This window comes from Streptococcus oralis (assembly GCF_026782285.1).
Lineage (GTDB): Bacteria > Bacillota > Bacilli > Lactobacillales > Streptococcaceae > Streptococcus > Streptococcus oralis_CG.
In genome coordinates, this window is the sequence record NZ_JAKUWG010000012.1 from 1 (window position 1) to 18,745 (window position 18,745).

The window sequence follows — 18,745 nt, forward strand, 5'->3', positions numbered from 1 at the left end:
GACTTCAACCCACTACGGTTGACAAAGAGCCAGAAAACTTCTCTTTTAAAATTGTATTATTTCTGATTTGTTCTGCAATTTGCATTTATATCCAACTAGATCTTCAAGAATCGACGCATTGAAATGCCTGATCCAATTGCCCCAATGAAAATACCAATCACAAACAATAGGACTGTCATCAAAGGGATAAACACATCTGGTGTAATCATTGACAAGTTTTGCCCCACCAAGGATTTATTGACAGATTGATAAACCATATTATAAACAAAGAATACAAGGACTGAAGGAATCGCTGCACCAAATAAACCGATAAAGGCACCTTCAAGTAAGAATGGTCCTCTAATGTAGCCATTTTTAGCTCCTACTAGACGCATGATTTGAATTTCACGGCTCCGAGAAATAATGGTAATACGAATGGTATTGGAAATGAGGAAGACTGCAATAAAAATCAAGAGCCCCGCAATAACCAATCCCCAAACACGGATAAAGGAAGCCAGTTCGAAAAGTCGTTGAGTGTTGGCACCACCGTCTTGAACCTCAGATACCCCTTCAATTTTCTTGGCCTCTTCTGCTACTTTAGGAACATCACTCGGAGAATTGGTATCAACGATATAGGCATCATAGAGAGGATTGGCATCCCCTTCAAAGACCTTCCAGTCATCCCCCATCGTTTCAGTCAATTTTTGATACTGCTCTTCCTTGCTTGAAAAAGTGACATTCTTAACACCTTGCATGGCTTTTAAGGCATCATAAACCTTGTGATAGTCATTATTGGTAACTGTCTGACCTTCTTTTTCAATCGTTTCACTATTATCTGCTACATCCTTACGAATGTAAACCATGACACGAACGTTGTTTTCAATATCGGTAGCCAGTTTCGCTGTATTAAAAATTACAGATGCAAACAGGGCAACGAGTGTCAAGGTAATCATAACCGAACTCACTGCTGCCACTGTCATCCAGCCATTTCGTTTTAAACTTTTGAGTGATTCAAATAAATGGCGAAAAAATCTACTAATCATCGTATCCATATTCTCCTTTAGCTTCGTCACGAACGACACGGCCATTTTCAATGGCAATGACACGGTGGCGCAAGGTATTTACAATTTGACTGTTGTGGGTCGCCATCAAGACAGTCGTACCTTGGAGATTGATGCGTTCCAACAGATTCATAATTTCCCAAGAATTATCTGGGTCCAAGTTTCCTGTCGGCTCATCGGCAATCAAGACCTTAGGATTGTTCACAATCGCACGGGCAATCGCAATCCGTTGCTGCTCTCCACCTGAGAGTTCGTTAGGGAAAGAGCGAACCTTGTGTTTCAAACCGACCAAGTCCAAGACTTCCATAACACGTTTTTTAATGTTGCGACGGTTCTCTCCGATAACTTCCATTGCGTAAGCAATATTTTCATAAACGGTTTTCTTGGGCAAGAGTTTGTAATCTTGAAAGACTACCCCAACACTGCGACGGAGCAGAGGGATATCTTTCTTCTTGATTTTAACTAGATTAAAGCCTGCAACTGTTAGGCTCCCTTTTTCAATCTTTACTTCTCGATATAAAGCTCGAATAAAGGTTGACTTCCCTGCTCCAGAAGGCCCAACGATATAGGCAAATTCTCCTGGTTCAATACTAAGAGAGACTCCACGAAGAGCAGTCGTTCCGTTATCGTATTTTTTGACAACATCTCGCATTTCAATGATTGACATGTGAGTTCCTTTCTATTTCTTAGCTGATTCGCCACTTGAGATAAGCGTCGATGAAACCATCAAGGTCTCCATCCATGACCTTATCTACCTGAGCAACTTCAAAGCTCGTACGGTGATCTTTTACCATGGTATAAGGTGTGAAGACATAAGAACGAATCTGACTTCCCCAAGTGATTTCTTTTTTCTCACCTTTTAGGGAATCGACTTCCGCAGCTTTCTTTTCTTGCTCCATCTGATAGAGCTTGGCTTGCAACATCTTCATAGCACGATCTCTATTTCCATACTGGGTACGATCGACTGTCGATTGAACGACTGTCCCCGTAGGAATGTGTGTCAAACGCACACCTGTTGAAACTTTATTGACGTTTTGTCCACCAGCACCACCTGAACGGAAGGTATCCATCTTAATATCATCCTCACGGATTTCCACTTCGATGGTATCATCCAACTCGGGCATGACTTCCACGGATGTAAATGAAGTATGACGACGTTTGGCAGAGTCAAATGGAGAAATACGGACCAGACGGTGAACACCCATTTCCGACTTGAGAAGACCGTAGGCATTTGGACCTTCAAAGGACAAGGTCACAGACTTGATGCCCGCTTCATCACCAGCTTGGTAATCCAAGACTTCTACTTTAAAGCCTTTTGCATTTCCATAACGAGTGTACATACGGAGCAACATATCACCCCAGTCCTGAGCCTCTGTACCTCCAGAACCTGGATGGATTTCCAAGATGGCATTATTATGGTCATAAGGTTCTGACAAGAGAAGCGTCATCTCGTAGCTGGTCATCATCTTATCCAGTTCTGTCAACTGTTCAACCAGTTCATCATGGACTGACTCGTCTTCTGCTAAAAAATCCAATAAAATTTCAACTTCATCCTGCAACTCTTCCATTTTACGGAAGGTGTTGTAGGTATTTTTTAATTCATTTAATTCTTGCGACGTTTTTTGGGCCGCGATATTATCGTTCCAAAAATCAGGTTCCGTCATCTTGTTTTCCAAGATGGCAATCTCTTCCTCTAGTCCTTCGAGGTCAAAGAGACCCCCTGAAAGAAGCTAATTTTTCACGATTTGCATCAATTTTTTGACGAATTTCTGAAATGTCCATAAATACTCCTTTATTCACATCGTTTCATTATACCACATTCTCTCATTTCTTTCCATATTTTGCTTGTTATTTCAAATTATAAGCAAAAAAGAGGGCTTTCTCACCCTCCATTTTATAACTTTTTAGCAGAGGTTCTAGCAATCTCCTCTACTTGGATACCTTGGGCTTCAAATTTCTCCTTCAGGAAGTTTAAATCAATCGTCCCATCAATTTGAACCTCAATCACGACCTTACCATCCTTGCGCGGAATATTGACTGTGTGTGAAATATTCAGATTTTCTTCTACAATCAAGGTCACAATCTTGCCCAAAACCCCGACTTCATTTTCCGTAATAAACCGAACACGAATTCCTTCCTCGCCGTAGCCAGCAATTTCTAGAAAGGCTTGAAAAACATCACGATCTGTAATCACACCGTAAACCTGTTGGTTGTCCACAACTGGAAGAATACCGATCTTATTCTTCAACATGAGATAGGTCGCATCTTCTAGACTAGCATAACCTGATACTGTGATGACATCCCGAATCATCACATCTTTGACTTTGGTCTTATTGAGAAGATAATTCATCTCATAGATAGAGAGGCTGGTTGCTTTAGACGGACTGGCTTCAGCAATAGTTCCTTCTGTTACAAGACCAACCAATTGGTCATTTTCGATAACAGGTAAACGGTGCAAACCTTGCTCGCGCATCAAATCTGCTGCATGTGCTACAGTCGTATCTGGACTGATATAAACTACCTTGCGGGTCATAAAATCTTTAACTGCCATGAGACTTCTCCTTCTTTATTGCTACTATAATTATACACTTTCTTACAAAAACTATCAAACGCTTTCATCTCTTTTTCAAGATTTTGTAACATTCAATCACAAAAAAAGAGAGAAACAGCCTGCTCTCTTAAACTTAAATCGTAACGGAATCTCTATCCTTAATCATATAGCGTTTTAAAGAAGTTAAGCTAGCTAGCCAGTACAATAGACCACCAAAGATCGCAGTAAAGCCACTACCAGTTGTGAGTAGGAACATAGGACTCTGGATATGCTTTGTTATAGGGTTGTAAACAAATAGTACTGCAACTAACAAGGAAATGATTACACAAGATAATCCTACCAGATTAAAGCCATTTGTAAACTCATAGGCGTCATGTCCTTCAAGGAAATAGGCTGAACGCAAATCGAGTTTTCGTTTTCTTAAGATAAAATAGTCAACAACGATCATTCCGATAATGGGTCCTTGAATATAGGCCGCCAGCGAGATGAAGGAACCGAAGTATTCATCCACTCCTCCCCAGATGGTAAGTAGGCTCACATAAACCATGGCAATCCAAACCATTAGTTTATAGCTTACTTTGGGCATCCCGCTTTTTACAATCATACAGTTCACATACGATCCTGTACCTTGGGTTCCAATATTGGCAAAGGCTACTAATAGTAAACTTAAAAGCGCAAAGGCAGGAGTGCTTAGAGTGGAAAGCATGGTCGTTGGGTCACTTTCATAGACACCTGTTTTGACAAACATGGCTAGAGCCATCACCCCACCTGTCGCAGCAAAGAATGGCGCAACAACCCCGTATGACAAGGCTGTAGCCCAATAGCCACTGCGTTCTGATTTTGCCAAACGTGGTAAGACAAATGCTTGTGTAGACCAAGAAAAGGCTACGGCCACATTTCCTTCCCCTGACATCATAAAACGTTCAATCGGTGTCAAATTTTCTTGGATAGCAGGTTGGACATTCATAATATCCCTAATCGGAACCGCAACAAAACAGATTCCAACGATGATTAGCCCAACAAATAACAAGGCAACCACCAGGAAGCGATTAGTGCCTTTAATCACCTCTGGGCCCCCAAGAGCAATCAGCGTTCCAAGGAGAACACAGAGTGTACCAAGAATCGGTGCCCATACTCCCTTGTCCAAACCAAGTCCAAAATTATTTGCCAAATGAATCATGGAGCTGGCAAAAAGATTGGCAGTAACGGCGTACCAACCAAAATTTGCCAGACTAATCACAGTTGATAGAACGGCCACCCCTTTTTTACCTAGAACGGCTCTCAACCAAATCCATAAATCAATTCCATATTTAACCGCAAACAAGATTGGAAGACATTCGATAAAAACCCAGATAATGTTGAAACTAAAAATATTAATCAACATTTGATTAAAGGTCAAATATTGAGCCACATAAGCTCCTTGGGTATAACACCAAGTTGCGATGGCAAAACCACTTGTCGATAAGAAGAGATCCCAGAAAGAATACTGACGATCCTTGTTGGTCATGGGAACGATTCCCGTTATCGTCTCCTGTTGAATGAAGTCATTCATCTTGGACATTTTATTGAATACCTCCTGTCATGGCTAGGATAATCAGAATATGATTGACTAGAATCATATCAATTACTTATGTAAAATTAACTTTCAAAAAAGAGGAAGCAAATAGATATAGATTAAGACTTTTATTTATCCTTAAATCGTAACAGAGTCCCGATCCTTGATCATATAGCGTTTTAACGGAGTTAAGCTAGCTAACCAGTACAATAAACCTCCAAAAATAGCAGTAAAGCCACTACCCGTTGTGATTAAAAAGATTGGGCTTTGAATCTGTGCTGTTACAGGGTTATAAACAAATAGTACCGCTACCAATAAGGAAATAAACACGCAAGACAATCCTACCAGATTAAAGCCATTTGTAAACTCATAGGCGTCATGTCCTTCAAGGAAATAGGCTGAGCGCAAATCAAGTTTTCGTTTTCTTAAGATAAAGTAGTCGACAACAATCATTCCGATAATTGGTCCCTGAATATAAGCGGCTAGTGAAATGAAGGAACCGAAGTACTCTTCTACCCCTCCCCAGATGGTGAGTAGACTCACATAAACCATAGCAATCCAAACCATTAGTTTATAGCTTACTTTTGGCATCCCGCTTTTGACAATCATACAGTTCACGTATGATCCTGTCCCTTGGGTTCCAATATTGGCAAAGGCTACTAGTAGTAGACTTAAGAGAGCAAAGGCAGGTGTGCTTAGAGTTGAAAGCATGGTTGTTGGATCACTTTCATAAACACCTGTTTTGACAAACATAGCCAAAGCCATGACTCCACCTGTCGCAACGAAGAATGGAGCCACAACTCCGTATGATATGGCTGTAGCCCAATAACCACTACGTTCTGATTTTGCTAAACGTGGTAAAACCAATGCCTGTGTAGACCAAGAAAAGGCAAAGGCAACATTTCCTTCTCCAGAAAGCATGAAGCGTTCTAATGGAGTTAAATCTCCTTGGGTAGCCGGTTGAATATTCATAATATCAGTTATAGGAACGGCGACAAAGCAGATTCCAACGATAATGAGACCGACAATCAACAGGGCGATTACCAAGAATCGATTGGTCCATTTAATCACTTCTGGCCCCCCTAGAGCAATAAGAGTTCCAAGAAGAACACAGAGTGTACCAAGAATAGGTGCCCATACTCCCTTGTCCAAACCAAGACCGAAATTATTTGCCAAATGAATCATGGAGCTAGCAAAAAGATTGGCCGCAACGGCATACCAGCCAAAGTTAGCTAAGCTAATAATAGTTGATAGCAAGGCTACGCCTTTTTTTCCGAGGACAGCTCTCAACCAAATCCATAAATCAATTCCATATTTAACCGCAAACAAGATTGGGAGACATTCAATAAAGACCCAAATAATGTTAAAGCTAAAAATATTAATCAACATTTGATTAAAGGTCAAATATTGAGCCACATAGGCTCCTTGGGTATAACACCAAGTTGCGATAGCAAAACCACTTGTCGACAGAAAGAGATCCCAGAAAGAATACTGACGATCCTTGTTGGTCATGGGAACAATACCCGTTATCGTCTCCTGTTGAATAAAGTCATTCATCTTAGACATTTTATTGAATACCTCCTGTCATGGCTAGGATAATCAGAATAAGGTTAATTAGAACCAAGCCAATGACTATAATAAAATCACTTTTTAGAAATGGCTGGGCAAACACATAGTTTGGTGATTCCATTTCTTCTAGCCTTCTTTTCGTTTCATTTGCTATTAATTCTTCAATTTCAGATGTCGGCTTCATCTCAATTCTCCTCCAAATATAAATCTAATGCAAGTTTTCCATACTGTTTGGTATAACGATACCAGATGTAGAGAAATTCACCTACTGGTTTTCCAACGCTTTCTTGGAACAAGGCCCACAAAAACCAATAATATGAAGTCACTGATACATAGGCAAAATAGTGACGTTTGGTTTTCTTGTCTGGAACTTCTTGTAGATAGATTTCAAGTACCTTTTCAGCTTCTTCCACTGTATAATTTGAACACCCGATAAAGGTTCCTAAATCTCCTGCTGGATCTCCCATACCAGAATATTCCCAATCAATCAAGCTCATTTCGCCAGCTTCATTCAACAAGAAATTCGGGCTATAAGAATCTCCGTGGCAGAGAACCTTTTTCGCTTGATCTTCTTGTAAAAGCTTCTCGAGAACTGAGACATTCTGATCCAACTCTTCAAGCCCATCAAATTCAAAACGATTGCTAGCCTTTAATTTTTGTCTAAAATCATCAATTCCCTCAAATTGGTCAAAGGAATGTCCCGTTTTTTCTCCAGATTGGTGCAAACGTCTCAAGAGCTCCATTGCTTTTGCTACATCATCCCAATTATCATAATCTAGTTGCTTAGCATTAGGGATAAATTCTGAAATTTTCCAGCCCTCATCCTTGTTCATGGCAACAAAGGTACGGTCAATCTTTAATTTTGCAGCAATTTCCATGGAAGCCGCTTCACTAGCACGATCGATATAATTCTCCGTTCCTCTACCTGGATGACGGTAAACATATTTCTTCCCTAGGCAGTCAAATGAAAACGAAGTGTTGGTTAGACCATCTTTCAGGGGTTTAATATTGACAATATCTGAAGCTATACATCCTAATGTCTTACAGATGTTATCAATGATTTCCGAATTAGTATTCACCAAATAGTGCTCATCAAACTGACGCAACTCATCTAGTGAATCAAACTCCTTAACAATGTCTGCTGAATAATGTCGAGCTTCCAAAGGAAGTTCCTTGACGTGACGGCTATAATAATCTTCCCAGAGTTGTTCGCGATATGGTTCGTGCTTAAATTCAGTTTCTAAAATATCTACGAACTTTTCACTAAATGCACGATCAAAATAAACATGCCCTACCATAGCCCAAGTATTCGTCCCACCGATTTGAATATCGATAATCGTGTGATTGGAGTCTTCCTTAGAGCAGTATTCGTCTGTGTCCCCTTCTGCAAATATTGTAGAATAGTAACCCCTGTAAATGTAGCGTTCAAACGGATTTTCTACAAAATAATTATCCGAAGAGCAAATATAAGTGTTAGAAAGTTGGTCTCTGACTAGCATGAGAGAAGAACAGTTGTTGTACTTGTAGTAATCATTATTCACAACGATTTTAACACCAAATTTTTCTGCTAGATAGAACATTTTTTCTTGCAGATAGCCTACAATAACTGTAATGTCCTCTATCCCAGCTTCTTGCAATTGCTTGATTTCTCTCTCAATCAAACGCTCACCTTTAACTTGAAGCAATCCTTTAGGTAGCTCATAAGACAAAGGTGCAAAGCGGCTACTCATACCTGCAGCCATGATAATGGCATTCTTCACCTGATACGGAGCCAAAGCCTCCTCACCTAGGTCAGTTAAGTGATTTTCCTCACTGATCCACTTCTCTTCTTTACATTCCTTGAGAAGGTTATTCACAGCCCCCAAAGAGATGTCTAGCTTCTCAGCCAATTGTCTCTGCGTAAAGTTTTCGTCTTTATGAGTCAACAAAAAACGTAAAAGTTTAAATTGTTTTTCTGATAGCATATCTTCAGCCTCTTTTGTTCAATATTGTTATTTACTTAATTATATAATGAACAAATGCTTTTGTCAAGTTAAATTCCATATCAAGAAAACGGATACTCAAATCAATTCCATCAAAATAGCGGTAAAACAAAGAAAAAGCCCCAAATTTGGAGCTCTTCAAATTCATCTACAAAACAATCCACTGAATTTTGATGATTGCTTACGCAATCTTTATCTGCCGACTAAAAAGGGCCCCTGGGCTATAATGATGATTACTTCGTAATCTCCATCTGCAACCTAAACTAGTCTCCCAGACTAGTTTAGCCACCTAGGTATGCTTTTCTGACTTCATCTGACGCAGCTAGTTCCTTACCAGTTCCAGATAGGACAATTTTACCTGTTTCAAGTACATAACCTCGGTCAGAGATAGCAAGGGCCTTGTTAGCGTTCTGCTCAATTAGGAGAACCGTTGTTCCTTGCTTCTGAATGTCTTGGATGATATCAAAAATTTCTTGGATAAAGATAGGAGCCAGTCCCATTGATGGTTCATCTAAAAGGAGAAGTTTGGGCGTGGACATGAGAGCACGTCCCATAGCAAGCATTTGCTGTTCACCACCTGAAAGGGTAGCTGCATCTTGGTTTTTGCGTTCTTCTAAACGTGGGAAACGAGAGAAGACTTTCTTCAAGTTGGCTTGATTTTCTTCACGGTTTTTCTTTAAAAAGGCTCCCATTTCTAAGTTTTCCATAACAGTCAAACCTGGAAAAACATGGCGTCCTTCAGGAACTTGGGAAAGGCCACCTGCCACGATTTTTTGAGCTGGCATCTTTTGAATTTCTTTTCCTAAAAACTGAATTTTACCAGCACTTGGACGAACCAAACCTGAAAGAGTACGAAGAATGGTTGTTTTACCAGCACCATTGGCACCTATCAAGGAAACAACTTCACCTTCATTGACCTCGAAACTAACATCACGAACTGCTTGGATCATGCCGTAATGCACAGAGAGGTTTTCAACTTTTAACATAGACATTAGGCTTCACCTCCTAGATAAGCATCGATTACACGTTGATTGTTCTTGATTTCGTCTGGAGTTCCATGAGCAATCAAGCGACCATACTCAAGCACATAGATACGCTCAGTGACTTCCATAACCAAATTCATGTCGTGTTCGATGAGCATGATGGTAATTTTAAATTCATCTTTGATACGGCGTATCAATTCTGTCAATTCAACTGTTTCTTGTGGATTCATCCCAGCCGCAGGCTCATCCAAAAAGAGGATCTTAGGTTCGGTTGCCAGAGCACGAACGATTTCTAATCGGCGTTGTTGACCATAGGCCAGATTTTTAGCAAGTGTATCTGCATCGCCATCCAAATCAAAAATCTTAAGCAAGTCCAACGCTTTGCTTTTTAATTCTTCCTCATTCTTATAGAAAGCGGGCAGGCGCAGAAAACTCGCAAGGACATGTTGTTTATGATGGTTACCAAATGCAATCAAAACATTTTCCAAAACTGTCAGATCTTTGAACAAACGAATATTTTGGAAAGTACGACTGAGTCCAAGTGAAGCAATCTTGTAGGGAGTTTTCCCATTTAGGAGATGACCATCTAATGTGACAGTACCTTCGCTTGGTTCATAAACACCCGTCAAGAGATTGAAAAGGGTTGTTTTTCCAGCTCCGTTGGGTCCAATCAAACCAACCAATTCTCCCTCGTTCAATTCAAGAGTGACATCTCCAACAGCTGTTAGACCGCCAAAATGTTTAGTTAACTGTTTAACTTCAAGTAATGCCATTAGTTTTGTCCCTCCTTCTTAGATTTTTTAAAGAAACGTGATAGGCTCAATTCCCATGTTCCAAGGAGTCCACCTGGTCTGAAGATCATAACCAATACAAGAGCCAAAGCGTAAATGATCATACGTACGCTAGCCACATCTTGAAGGAGCATATTTAAAATTCCCAAAACAATCGCAGAAACAATTGTACCAGTAATAGACCCAAGTCCACCAAATACTACGATAATCAACACATTGATAGAATTAATAAAGGTGTAATCTTTTGGTACAACAGATCCGATAAAAGCAGCCTGAAGAGAACCAGCAATACTTGCTGTAATGGCACCAAAGACAAAAGCGATTATTTTGATCTTTGTGGTATTTACCCCAACGGACTCCGCAGCAATCTCATCTTCACGAACAGATAGAGTAGAACGTCCAATCGGACTACGTAAGAAGTTGAGGGTTGCAATAGTTGTAATCACCACAAAAAGGTAAACCATTTGCCAAGTTGTGAAGTTAGGGATACCCAAGATACCAGCAGCACCGTTGGTCAAACTTCCACCATTAATGATAAAGATACGAATGATTTCTGAAACACCTAGTGTCGCGACGGCCAGATAGTCCCCCTTCAAGCGTAGAGTTGGAATTCCAACGAGCAAAGCTACTGCACCAGAAATCAAGGCACCCAAGACCATTGCTCCAAAGAAAGCACCATAGGTTGGTGATTTTGAGCCAATAATCGCTGCTGCATAAGCCCCAATCGCCATAAAACCAGCGTGACCGAGTGAGAATTGTCCTGAAAAACCAACAATTAAGTTCAAACCTACTGCAAGGATGATATTAATCCCAATTTGTTCTAAAATTTGGACATGGAATAGATTGAGAACACCAGCAGAAATCAGTACACTGATCAGCCCATAACCTGCTAACAAAAGGAATAACCAGAGAATATTTACTTTAAGATTTGTCTTCATTGTTTACACCTTCTCTTTCACATTCTTGCCAAGGATACCTGCAGGACGAACAATTAGAATCAGAAGCAAGATTCCATATACGATGGCATCACGGAAATCAGACATGCCGAAGGCTGTGGCAAAAGTCTCCAACAAACCAATAACAAATCCCCCTAGAGCTGCACCAGGAATAATCCCGATACCACCGAGTACGGCCGCAACGAAAGATTTAAGGCCTGGAGTCACACCCATCAAAGGTTCAAGAGAGTTGTAATAAAGGGCAATGAGGACACCTGCCGCTCCAGCAAGGGCTGAACCCAAGGCAAAGGTAAAGCTGATAGTACGGTTTACGTTGATTCCCATCAATTGAGCTGCGTCACTATCAACTGATACAGCACGCATCGCTTTCCCCATTTTTGTTTTTTGAACAATCACTTGCAATAAAATCATCAGGAGTAAGGAAACTGCTAAAATCATTAACTGGACGTTTGTCAAGCTGATTGGTCCTAAATCATAGCGAACTGTTTGAATGGCTTGAGGAAAGGCGCGAGTATTGGCACCTACTAGATAAACCATCCCATACTCAAGTAGGAAAGACACTCCGATGGCAGTAATCAATACAGCAATACGTGTAGAATGTCGCAAAGGACGGTAGGCAAGAAATTCAATCACAACACCGAGTAGTGCGGTTCCTACCATTGAAATAATCAAAGCTAAAAAGAAATTCATTTGGAAAGAATTAATCAAAAAGTAACCAATAAAGGCTCCCATCATATAAATATCACCGTGGGCGAAGTTGATGAGTTTGATAATTCCATAAACCATGGTGTAACCCAGGGCCAAAAGTGCATAAACACTACCCAGAATTAAACCATTCACAAGTTGTTGGAGCATAGCATTCACTCTTTTCTATTGTTATTTTTTAGAAAATTTCTCAATTTTCACAAGTTCATAAACATCGAAACAGGGAGTGAGTCAAAGGCTCATTCCCTATTTCAACTACTATTCTTATGTTATGGTTTTACAACTTCTGCTGCTTCCACTTTACCATTGTTCATGGTCATCATGTAAGCCGTTTTCACTGTGTTGTGATCTGCATCAAAGCTCGTTTGACCAGTCACACCATCAAAGTCTTTGGTTTTAGCAAGGTTGTCCTTGATCTCACCTGAGTTTTTAGCACCTTTTGCTGCGTTTGCTACAAGGTGAACTGAATCATAAGCCAAGGCTGCAAATGTTGAAGGTTCTTCATTGTACTTAGCACGGTAAGCGTCAAGGAAAGCTTTTGCTTTAGCTGAAACTTCTACAGTAGTTGAGAAGCCTGAGATAAAGTAGATGTTTGATGCTTTTTCAGCAGTTGCTTGTTGCACAAACTCTTCACCATTGAATCCATCACCACCAACGATTGGTTTATCAATTCCCATACCACGCGCTTGGTTTACGATTTTACCTGCTTCTGTGTAGTAACCTGGTAGGACAATTGCATCAAAGTCTTTATCTTTGATTTTTGTAAGGGCTGCTTGGAAGTCTGTATCACCTGCTACGAAAGTTTCATCTGCAACGATTTCACCTTTGTAAGCTTCACGGAATGATTTAGCAATACCTTTAGCATAGTCACTAGCATTATCAGTATAAAGAACAACCTTCTTAGCATTCAATTTGTTTGTTACATAGTTAGAAATAATCTTCCCTTGGAAGCTATCCTGGAAAGTTCCGATGAATAGGTAGTCTTGACCTTTGGTCAAACCATCTTGAGTCGCACTTGGTGAAATCAATGGCACTCCAGCTTTAGTAGCGTTAGCTACAGCTGCGGCAGTTGCACCAGATGTCGCAGGTCCTACAATAGCTGCTACTTTTGATTGGGTAACAAGGTTTGTTGTAACAGACGCAGCCTCAGCAGTTTCAGATTTGTTGTCTTTGTCTACAACTTCGATTTGTTTTCCATCGATACCACCTGCAGCATTGATCTCGTCAACCGCTAGCTGCGCACCTTTTTGTTCAGCAGTACCGTATGCAGCCACAGCACCAGTTTCTTCAAAGTTGAAACCGATTTTGATCGTCTTTTCATCAACTGGATTTCCAGTTGTATTTGACGCTCCTGATTTAACCTCTCCACAGGCAGCAAGAAGAGCTACACTAGCAAGAGCCACAAAAGATAGGGCAAATTTTTTCTTCATTTTTAATCTCCTTATAGTTGTTTCAAAAATAGTATGTTAAGAATATACCGAATTATCAGAAAATTGTCAACACATTTATTTAATTTTTTAAATGATAACGTTTTCTTCGTTACGATAGAGATTGCCAACAAAGGGAGTCTCTAACTCTTGAATATGACAAGGCCTTACCTTTTTGATATATCGTTCCTTAGCTAATTTCTCAACCAAGCTTTCTAGATTCTCAGTCGGAACATAAAGTTGCAGGTAGCGATGCTTTTTGGAATGATAGAAAACATCTCCATATTCCTGTAGTTTTTTTGCATCCCTATTATAGTAAAGATAAATGATTAATCCTGATCGGTTTGTCTTTTCAAACATGAGGAAGCCTCTTTCTAAGAAATCTTATCCTATTATATCAAAAAAAGCAAACTCCGTCGAGTTTGCTTTCATGCTTTATTAGTTCAAAGAATTGTTGGCCATAATTTCATCAATGAAACCATACTCAAGTGTTTCTTGGGCACTCATCCAGTAATCACGTTCAGCGTCCGCATGAATTTGCTCAACTGATTTACCAGAGTTATCAGCGAGGATTTGCTCCAAGGTCTTACGGGTTTTAAGCAAGTGTTCTGCAGCGATTGCCATATCTGTTTGTTGGGTACCGCCACCTGTTCCACCCATTGGTTGGTGAATCATGTACTCTGCATTTGGAAGCATGAAGCGTTTGCCTTTTGCTCCACTTGATGCAATAACAGTCCCCATAGATGCAGCCATTCCCATCACGATAGTTTGGACATCTGCCTTGATAAAGTTCATAGTATCAACGATTGCCAAACCAGCTGAAACAGAACCTCCAGGTGTGTTGACATAAAGGTAAATATCTTTTGTGTTATCTTGAGCATCCAAGAAGAGCAACTGGGCAATAACTGAGTTGGCCATATTGTCTTCAACTGGACCTGTCAGCATAATGATGCGATCTTTCAAAAGACGGGAGTAAATATCATATGAACGTTCTCCACGGCTTGTTTGTTCAATAACTACAGGAATCATTCATTTCTCCTTTTAAATTTTATTTTTGTTAGTCACATGACTGAAGATATGACTATTATAATATTTTGGTCAAAAAAGGTCAAATTTTTGCTCTATACTATCGACAGAACCAAAAATTCAACCTCCTCGCAAAATTAGAGACATCCTCTAATTTCATCTTCGAAACTCTATCAGAGTCTTATTTGGTACCGAACAAGCGGTCTCCAGCATCTCCGAGACCTGGGACAATATAGCCATGTTCGTTCAAACGTTCATCCAAGGCTGCTGTAAAGATTTCTACGTCTGGGTGAGCTTCTTGAAGAGCTTTCACGCCTTCTGGAGCAGATACTAGGCAGACAAACTTGATGTTTGATGCCCCACGTTTTTTAAGGGAGTCAACAGCCAAGATAGCTGAACCACCTGTTGCCAACATTGGGTCCACGACAAAGATTTGACGTTGGTCAATGTCCTCAGGCAATTTCACCAAGTATTCAACTGGTTGAAGGGTTTCTTCATCACGGTACATACCAATGTGCCCAACTTTTGCTGCTGGAACCAAGCTCAATAGTCCATCGACCATTCCGATACCTGCACGTAAAATTGGGACAATCGCCAATTTTTTACCAGCCAATTGTTTTTGAACTGTTTTTGTGATTGGTGTTTCGATTTCCACATCTTCAAGTGGAAGATCACGAAGTACTTCATATCCCATCAACATTGCAATCTCATCTACTAACTCACGAAAAGCTTTTGTAGAAGTGTCTGTACGACGCAAGATTGACAATTTGTGTTGAACCAGTGGATGATTAATGACTTCAATTTTCCCCATTTTCTGAATTCCTTCTTTCAATTTATTCTTCTCATTATACCAAAAAATGGTTTAAAAATCTCTCTAAACCATTCATTTTTTATAATTTCTAAATTACATTGGCTTCTTGGATAGCTCTTTGAACAGTCTCAAGCGGCAAATGCGTCAACTCGGTGCCTTTTTCTTGATAAAGGTACTGGGCATAGTCATCCATTCGGTACTTGTTGATATAAACCACGCGCTTGCAACCAACCTGAAGCAGTTGTTTGGTGCAGTTCAGACAAGGGAAATGGGTCACATAGGCTGTAAATCCTCTGGGAACCCCTCGTTCGGCTCCTTGCAAGATAGCATTGACCTCGGCGTGAAGGGTTCGGACACAGTGACCTTCAATGACCAAACATTCGTGGTCAATACAGTGCTCAGTTCCAGATACAGAACCATTGTAACCTGTTGAAATTACCTTATTATCCTTAACGAGGACAGCTCCCACCTTGGCGCGTTTGCAGGTCGAACGATTGGCAATCAGTAAGGCTTGAGCCGCAAAGTACTCATCCCAAGCCAGTCTTTTTTCTGTCATGAGTCTTCTCCTTTTCCTCTATTTTTTGAAAAATGGCAAGCGTAAATCCGCAATCTTTTCAGCTGGGACCTTCATTCCATCCTTGATCCATTTGAGCAGAACCGATACGATGGCAGAACTCCAAAACGAATGAAGGTAGCTGCTGACGCCTTTTGATTTTCCGTGGTATTTTTCCAGAAATTCCTGCATGGCTTGGACAAAAATCTTTTCCAAGTGGTAGTCCAGAGCGAGTTGGATAACCTTGGCTTCTTTCTTGGCTGCTCGAAAAAGGTGAACCCAGACTAGATAAAGGTCTGTTCTGACATCGTAGTGGCTCAACTGTTCCATTATATTATGAACACTGCGTTTAAAAACACTTTCTAAAATTGCTTCTTTAGAATCATAATTGCGATAGAAGGCAGCGCGTGAGACACCCGCCCGCTTGACCAACTCTGAAATACTAATCTTAGCCAAGTCTTTTTTTTCCAGAAGTTGCAAAAGAGCAGTCTCAATTGCTTCTCTGGTCAAGAAATTGGATTCTTGATTTGATTTTCTGAGATTTTCAAGAGATTTTTCAGATATTTTGCGTTCAGACATGACAATTTCTTTCTACTTGTGACAACAGAGAGGTAGTACTTTTGTTTCAAGGGCTTTCATGATATAATTGTAAAAAAAGACAGAACCTTTGTCAATGTATAAGTGACAAAGATGGAGAATTTCTATGACTTGGAAGATTGTAGCTGACTCTGGTTGTGATTATCGTCAATTGGTAACTCCCGCTATTGATACTGAATTTGTTAGTGTTCCTTTAACCATTCAAGTAGCTGATCAGGTCTTTATTGACGATGCTAATCTCGACATTGATCACATGATGGAAAAGATGTATGCGACTTCTGAGGCTTCAAAATCAGCTTGTCCTAGTCCTGATGATTACTTGCGTGCATTCGAAGGTGCCAAGCATATCTTTGTCGTTACCATCACTGGTACTCTTTCAGGTAGCCATAATAGTGCACAGCTCGCTAAAAATATCTACCTCGAAGAACACCCTGACACTCAGATTCATGTTATTGATAGCTTATCTGCGGGTGGGGAAGTTGACTTGCTCGTAGAAAAATTAAACGACTTGATTGACCAAGGACTTTCTTATGAGGAGATTGTAGAAGCTATCACAGCATACCAAGAAAAAACAAAGTTGCTCTTTGTCCTTGCTAAGGTCGATAACTTGGTTAAAAATGGCCGTTTGAGCAAACTTATCGGTACAGTTGTTGGTCTTCTCAACATCCGTATGGTCGGGGAAGCAAGTGAAACTGGAACCTTAGAACTGCTCCAAAAAGCTCGTGGACCAAAAAAATCCCTTCAAGCAGCCTATGAAGAACTCATCAAAGCTGGCTACGCTGGTGGACGTATCGTCATGGCTCATCGCAGCAATGAAAAATTCTGTCAGCAATTGTCAGAACGCTTGCTAGAAACATTCCCACAAGCCAATATCAAAATCCTCCCAACATCTGGTCTCTGCAGTTTTTATGCAGAAGATGGCGGTTTGTTAATGGGATATGAAATTAACTAAGATTATGAGCAACAAGAGATGCCAAGCATCTCTTGTTTTTTGTGGTACAATAGAGCTATGAAACATTTTAATACTATTGTCATCGGTGGAGGTCCTGCTGGCATGATGGCTACGATTTCCAGTAGCTTTTATGGTCAGAAAACTCTTCTCATCGAAAAAAATCGGAAACTGGGTAAAAAATTGGCTGGTACAGGCGGCGGTCGCTGCAATGTGACCAACAATGGAACTTTAGATGACCTATTAGCTGGCATCCCTGGGAATGGGCGTTTTCTATATAGTGTCTTCTCCCAGTTTGATAATCATGATATCATCAACTTTTTTACGGAAAATGGAGTCAAACTTAAGGTCGAGGACCACGGACGCGTCTTTCCTGCTAGCGACAAGTCTCGAACCATTATTGAAGCTTTGGAGAAGAAAATCACTGAACTCGGTGGTCAAGTCGCTACTCAAACAGAGATTGTTTCGGTTAAAAAGGTGGATAACCAGTTTGTCCTGAAGTCCGCAGATCAAACCTTCACTTGTGATAAACTGATTGTGACAACTGGTGGTAAATCCTATCCTTCCACTGGATCGACTGGATTTGGCCACGATATTGCCCGTCATTTTAAACATACCATTACCGAGCTTGAGGCGGCCGAGAGTCCGCTTCTGACTGATTTCCCTCACAAAGCGCTTCAGGGCATTTCACTAGACGATGTGACCCTAAGCTATGGCAAGCATGTCATCACTCATGATTTACTCTTTACCCACTTTGGTTTATCTGGCCCTGCTGCCCTACGCATGTCCAGCTTTGTCAAGGGTGGTGAGATCCTCTCACTGGATGTCTTGCCTCAACTTTCTGAGAAGGACTTAGCTGCATTTCTAGAAGAAAATCGGGAAAAATCCTTGAAAAATTCTTTAAAAACTTTACTTCCAGAACGCTTGGCAGAATTTTTGGTTCAAGGCTATCCTGAAAAAGTCAAACAACTGACTGAAAAAGAACGGGAACAACTTCTCCAGTCCATCAAAGCACTCAAAATCCCTGTGATTGGAAAAATGTCCCTTGCCAAGTCCTTTGTTACTAAAGGTGGCGTCAGTCTCAAAGAAATCAATCCTAAAACTCTGGAAAGCAAACTCGTTCCCGGCCTCCACTTTGCTGGCGAGGTACTGGATATCAATGCCCACACGGGTGGCTTTAACATCACTTCTGCCCTCTGTACCGGCTGGGTGGCAGGCTCAAATCCAATAAATACCAAATAAGAAAGGAA

The 18,745-nt window shown here is 40.6% G+C and carries 20 protein-coding genes; 2 read left to right on the forward strand and 18 right to left on the reverse strand.

The window, feature by feature from the left end; translation table 11 throughout:
* Positions 1 to 95 precede the first annotated feature (95 nt).
* From ftsX to MK403_RS09190, 18 genes are all read right to left on the reverse strand, one after another.
* Positions 96 to 1,022, reverse strand: a complete 927-nt coding sequence (gene ftsX / locus MK403_RS09105) for a permease-like cell division protein FtsX (protein WP_268709640.1) — start codon at positions 1,020 to 1,022, stop codon at positions 96 to 98.
* A complete protein-coding gene (gene ftsE / locus MK403_RS09110) occupies positions 1,015 to 1,707 on the reverse strand; it encodes a cell division ATP-binding protein FtsE (RefSeq protein WP_000022257.1) in 693 nt (230 codons plus the stop codon). The genes ftsX and ftsE overlap by 8 nt, the downstream gene beginning before the upstream one ends.
* A gap of 19 nt (positions 1,708 to 1,726) precedes the next feature.
* Positions 1,727 to 2,822, reverse strand: a protein-coding gene (prfB, locus tag MK403_RS09115; RefSeq protein WP_096753628.1) for a peptide chain release factor 2 whose coding sequence is annotated in 2 segments (ribosomal slippage) — positions 1,727 to 2,749 and positions 2,751 to 2,822 — 1,095 coding nt in all. Because the reading frame shifts where the segments join, the coding sequence is not laid out codon by codon here.
* Between the two features lie 112 nt (positions 2,823 to 2,934).
* Entirely contained in the window at positions 2,935 to 3,591 is a 657-nt protein-coding gene (locus MK403_RS09120; RefSeq protein WP_268709641.1) for a CBS domain-containing protein, read from the reverse strand.
* Positions 3,592 to 3,724: 133 nt separating this feature from the next.
* Positions 3,725 to 5,152: a cytosine permease gene (locus MK403_RS09125; RefSeq protein WP_268709642.1), complete on the reverse strand. Its 1,428-nt coding sequence runs from the start codon at positions 5,150 to 5,152 to the stop codon at positions 3,725 to 3,727.
* A 132-nt stretch (positions 5,153 to 5,284) separates the two neighbouring features.
* Complete coding sequence (locus tag MK403_RS09130) at positions 5,285 to 6,712, reverse strand: cytosine permease (RefSeq protein WP_268709643.1); 1,428 nt, start codon at positions 6,710 to 6,712, stop codon at positions 5,285 to 5,287.
* A 1-nt stretch (position 6,713) separates the two neighbouring features.
* Positions 6,714 to 6,899 carry a hypothetical protein gene (locus tag MK403_RS09135; RefSeq protein WP_000805401.1) on the reverse strand — a complete coding sequence of 62 codons (186 nt, stop codon included), beginning with the start codon at positions 6,897 to 6,899 and terminating at the stop codon, positions 6,714 to 6,716.
* A gap of 1 nt (position 6,900) precedes the next feature.
* Positions 6,901 to 8,679 (reverse strand): phosphotransferase, encoded by a 1,779-nt coding sequence (locus MK403_RS09140; protein WP_268709644.1) that lies wholly within the window; start codon positions 8,677 to 8,679, stop codon positions 6,901 to 6,903.
* A gap of 299 nt (positions 8,680 to 8,978) precedes the next feature.
* The gene (locus MK403_RS09145) at positions 8,979 to 9,689 is read right to left on the reverse strand and encodes an ABC transporter ATP-binding protein (RefSeq protein WP_000062210.1); all 711 of its coding nucleotides are present in this window, start codon (positions 9,687 to 9,689) and stop codon (positions 8,979 to 8,981) included.
* Positions 9,689 to 10,453 (reverse strand): ABC transporter ATP-binding protein, encoded by a 765-nt coding sequence (locus MK403_RS09150; protein WP_268709645.1) that lies wholly within the window; start codon positions 10,451 to 10,453, stop codon positions 9,689 to 9,691. The genes MK403_RS09145 and MK403_RS09150 overlap by 1 nt, the downstream gene beginning before the upstream one ends.
* Positions 10,453 to 11,409, reverse strand: coding sequence for a branched-chain amino acid ABC transporter permease (locus MK403_RS09155; protein WP_268709646.1), 957 nt, complete (start codon positions 11,407 to 11,409; stop codon positions 10,453 to 10,455). The genes MK403_RS09150 and MK403_RS09155 overlap by 1 nt, the downstream gene beginning before the upstream one ends.
* 3 nt (positions 11,410 to 11,412) lie before the next feature.
* Entirely contained in the window at positions 11,413 to 12,282 is an 870-nt protein-coding gene (locus MK403_RS09160; RefSeq protein WP_000941418.1) for a branched-chain amino acid ABC transporter permease, read from the reverse strand.
* A gap of 119 nt (positions 12,283 to 12,401) precedes the next feature.
* Positions 12,402 to 13,562, reverse strand: coding sequence for an ABC transporter substrate-binding protein (locus MK403_RS09165; protein ID WP_268709647.1), 1,161 nt, complete (start codon positions 13,560 to 13,562; stop codon positions 12,402 to 12,404).
* Positions 13,563 to 13,649: 87 nt separating this feature from the next.
* Complete coding sequence (locus tag MK403_RS09170; protein WP_268709648.1) at positions 13,650 to 13,919, reverse strand: YlbG family protein; 270 nt, start codon at positions 13,917 to 13,919, stop codon at positions 13,650 to 13,652.
* Positions 13,920 to 13,997: 78 nt separating this feature from the next.
* Entirely contained in the window at positions 13,998 to 14,588 is a 591-nt protein-coding gene (gene clpP, locus MK403_RS09175) for an ATP-dependent Clp protease proteolytic subunit ClpP (RefSeq protein WP_268709649.1), read from the reverse strand.
* Between the two features lie 178 nt (positions 14,589 to 14,766).
* Positions 14,767 to 15,396: a uracil phosphoribosyltransferase gene (gene upp, locus MK403_RS09180; RefSeq protein ID WP_268709650.1), complete on the reverse strand. Its 630-nt coding sequence runs from the start codon at positions 15,394 to 15,396 to the stop codon at positions 14,767 to 14,769.
* Positions 15,397 to 15,484: 88 nt separating this feature from the next.
* Positions 15,485 to 15,952: a deoxycytidylate deaminase gene (locus MK403_RS09185; protein ID WP_268709651.1), complete on the reverse strand. Its 468-nt coding sequence runs from the start codon at positions 15,950 to 15,952 to the stop codon at positions 15,485 to 15,487.
* Positions 15,953 to 15,970: 18 nt separating this feature from the next.
* Complete coding sequence (locus MK403_RS09190; protein ID WP_093586631.1) at positions 15,971 to 16,528, reverse strand: TetR/AcrR family transcriptional regulator; 558 nt, start codon at positions 16,526 to 16,528, stop codon at positions 15,971 to 15,973.
* A 124-nt stretch (positions 16,529 to 16,652) separates the two neighbouring features.
* Here MK403_RS09190 and MK403_RS09195 point away from each other — a divergent pair, with 124 nt between their 5' ends.
* Positions 16,653 to 17,498, forward strand: coding sequence for a DegV family protein (locus tag MK403_RS09195; protein ID WP_268709652.1), 846 nt, complete (start codon positions 16,653 to 16,655; stop codon positions 17,496 to 17,498).
* Positions 17,499 to 17,555: 57 nt separating this feature from the next.
* Positions 17,556 to 18,737, forward strand: coding sequence for a BaiN/RdsA family NAD(P)/FAD-dependent oxidoreductase (locus MK403_RS09200; protein WP_326845902.1), 1,182 nt, complete (start codon positions 17,556 to 17,558; stop codon positions 18,735 to 18,737).
* Positions 18,738 to 18,745: the final 8 nt, after the last annotated feature.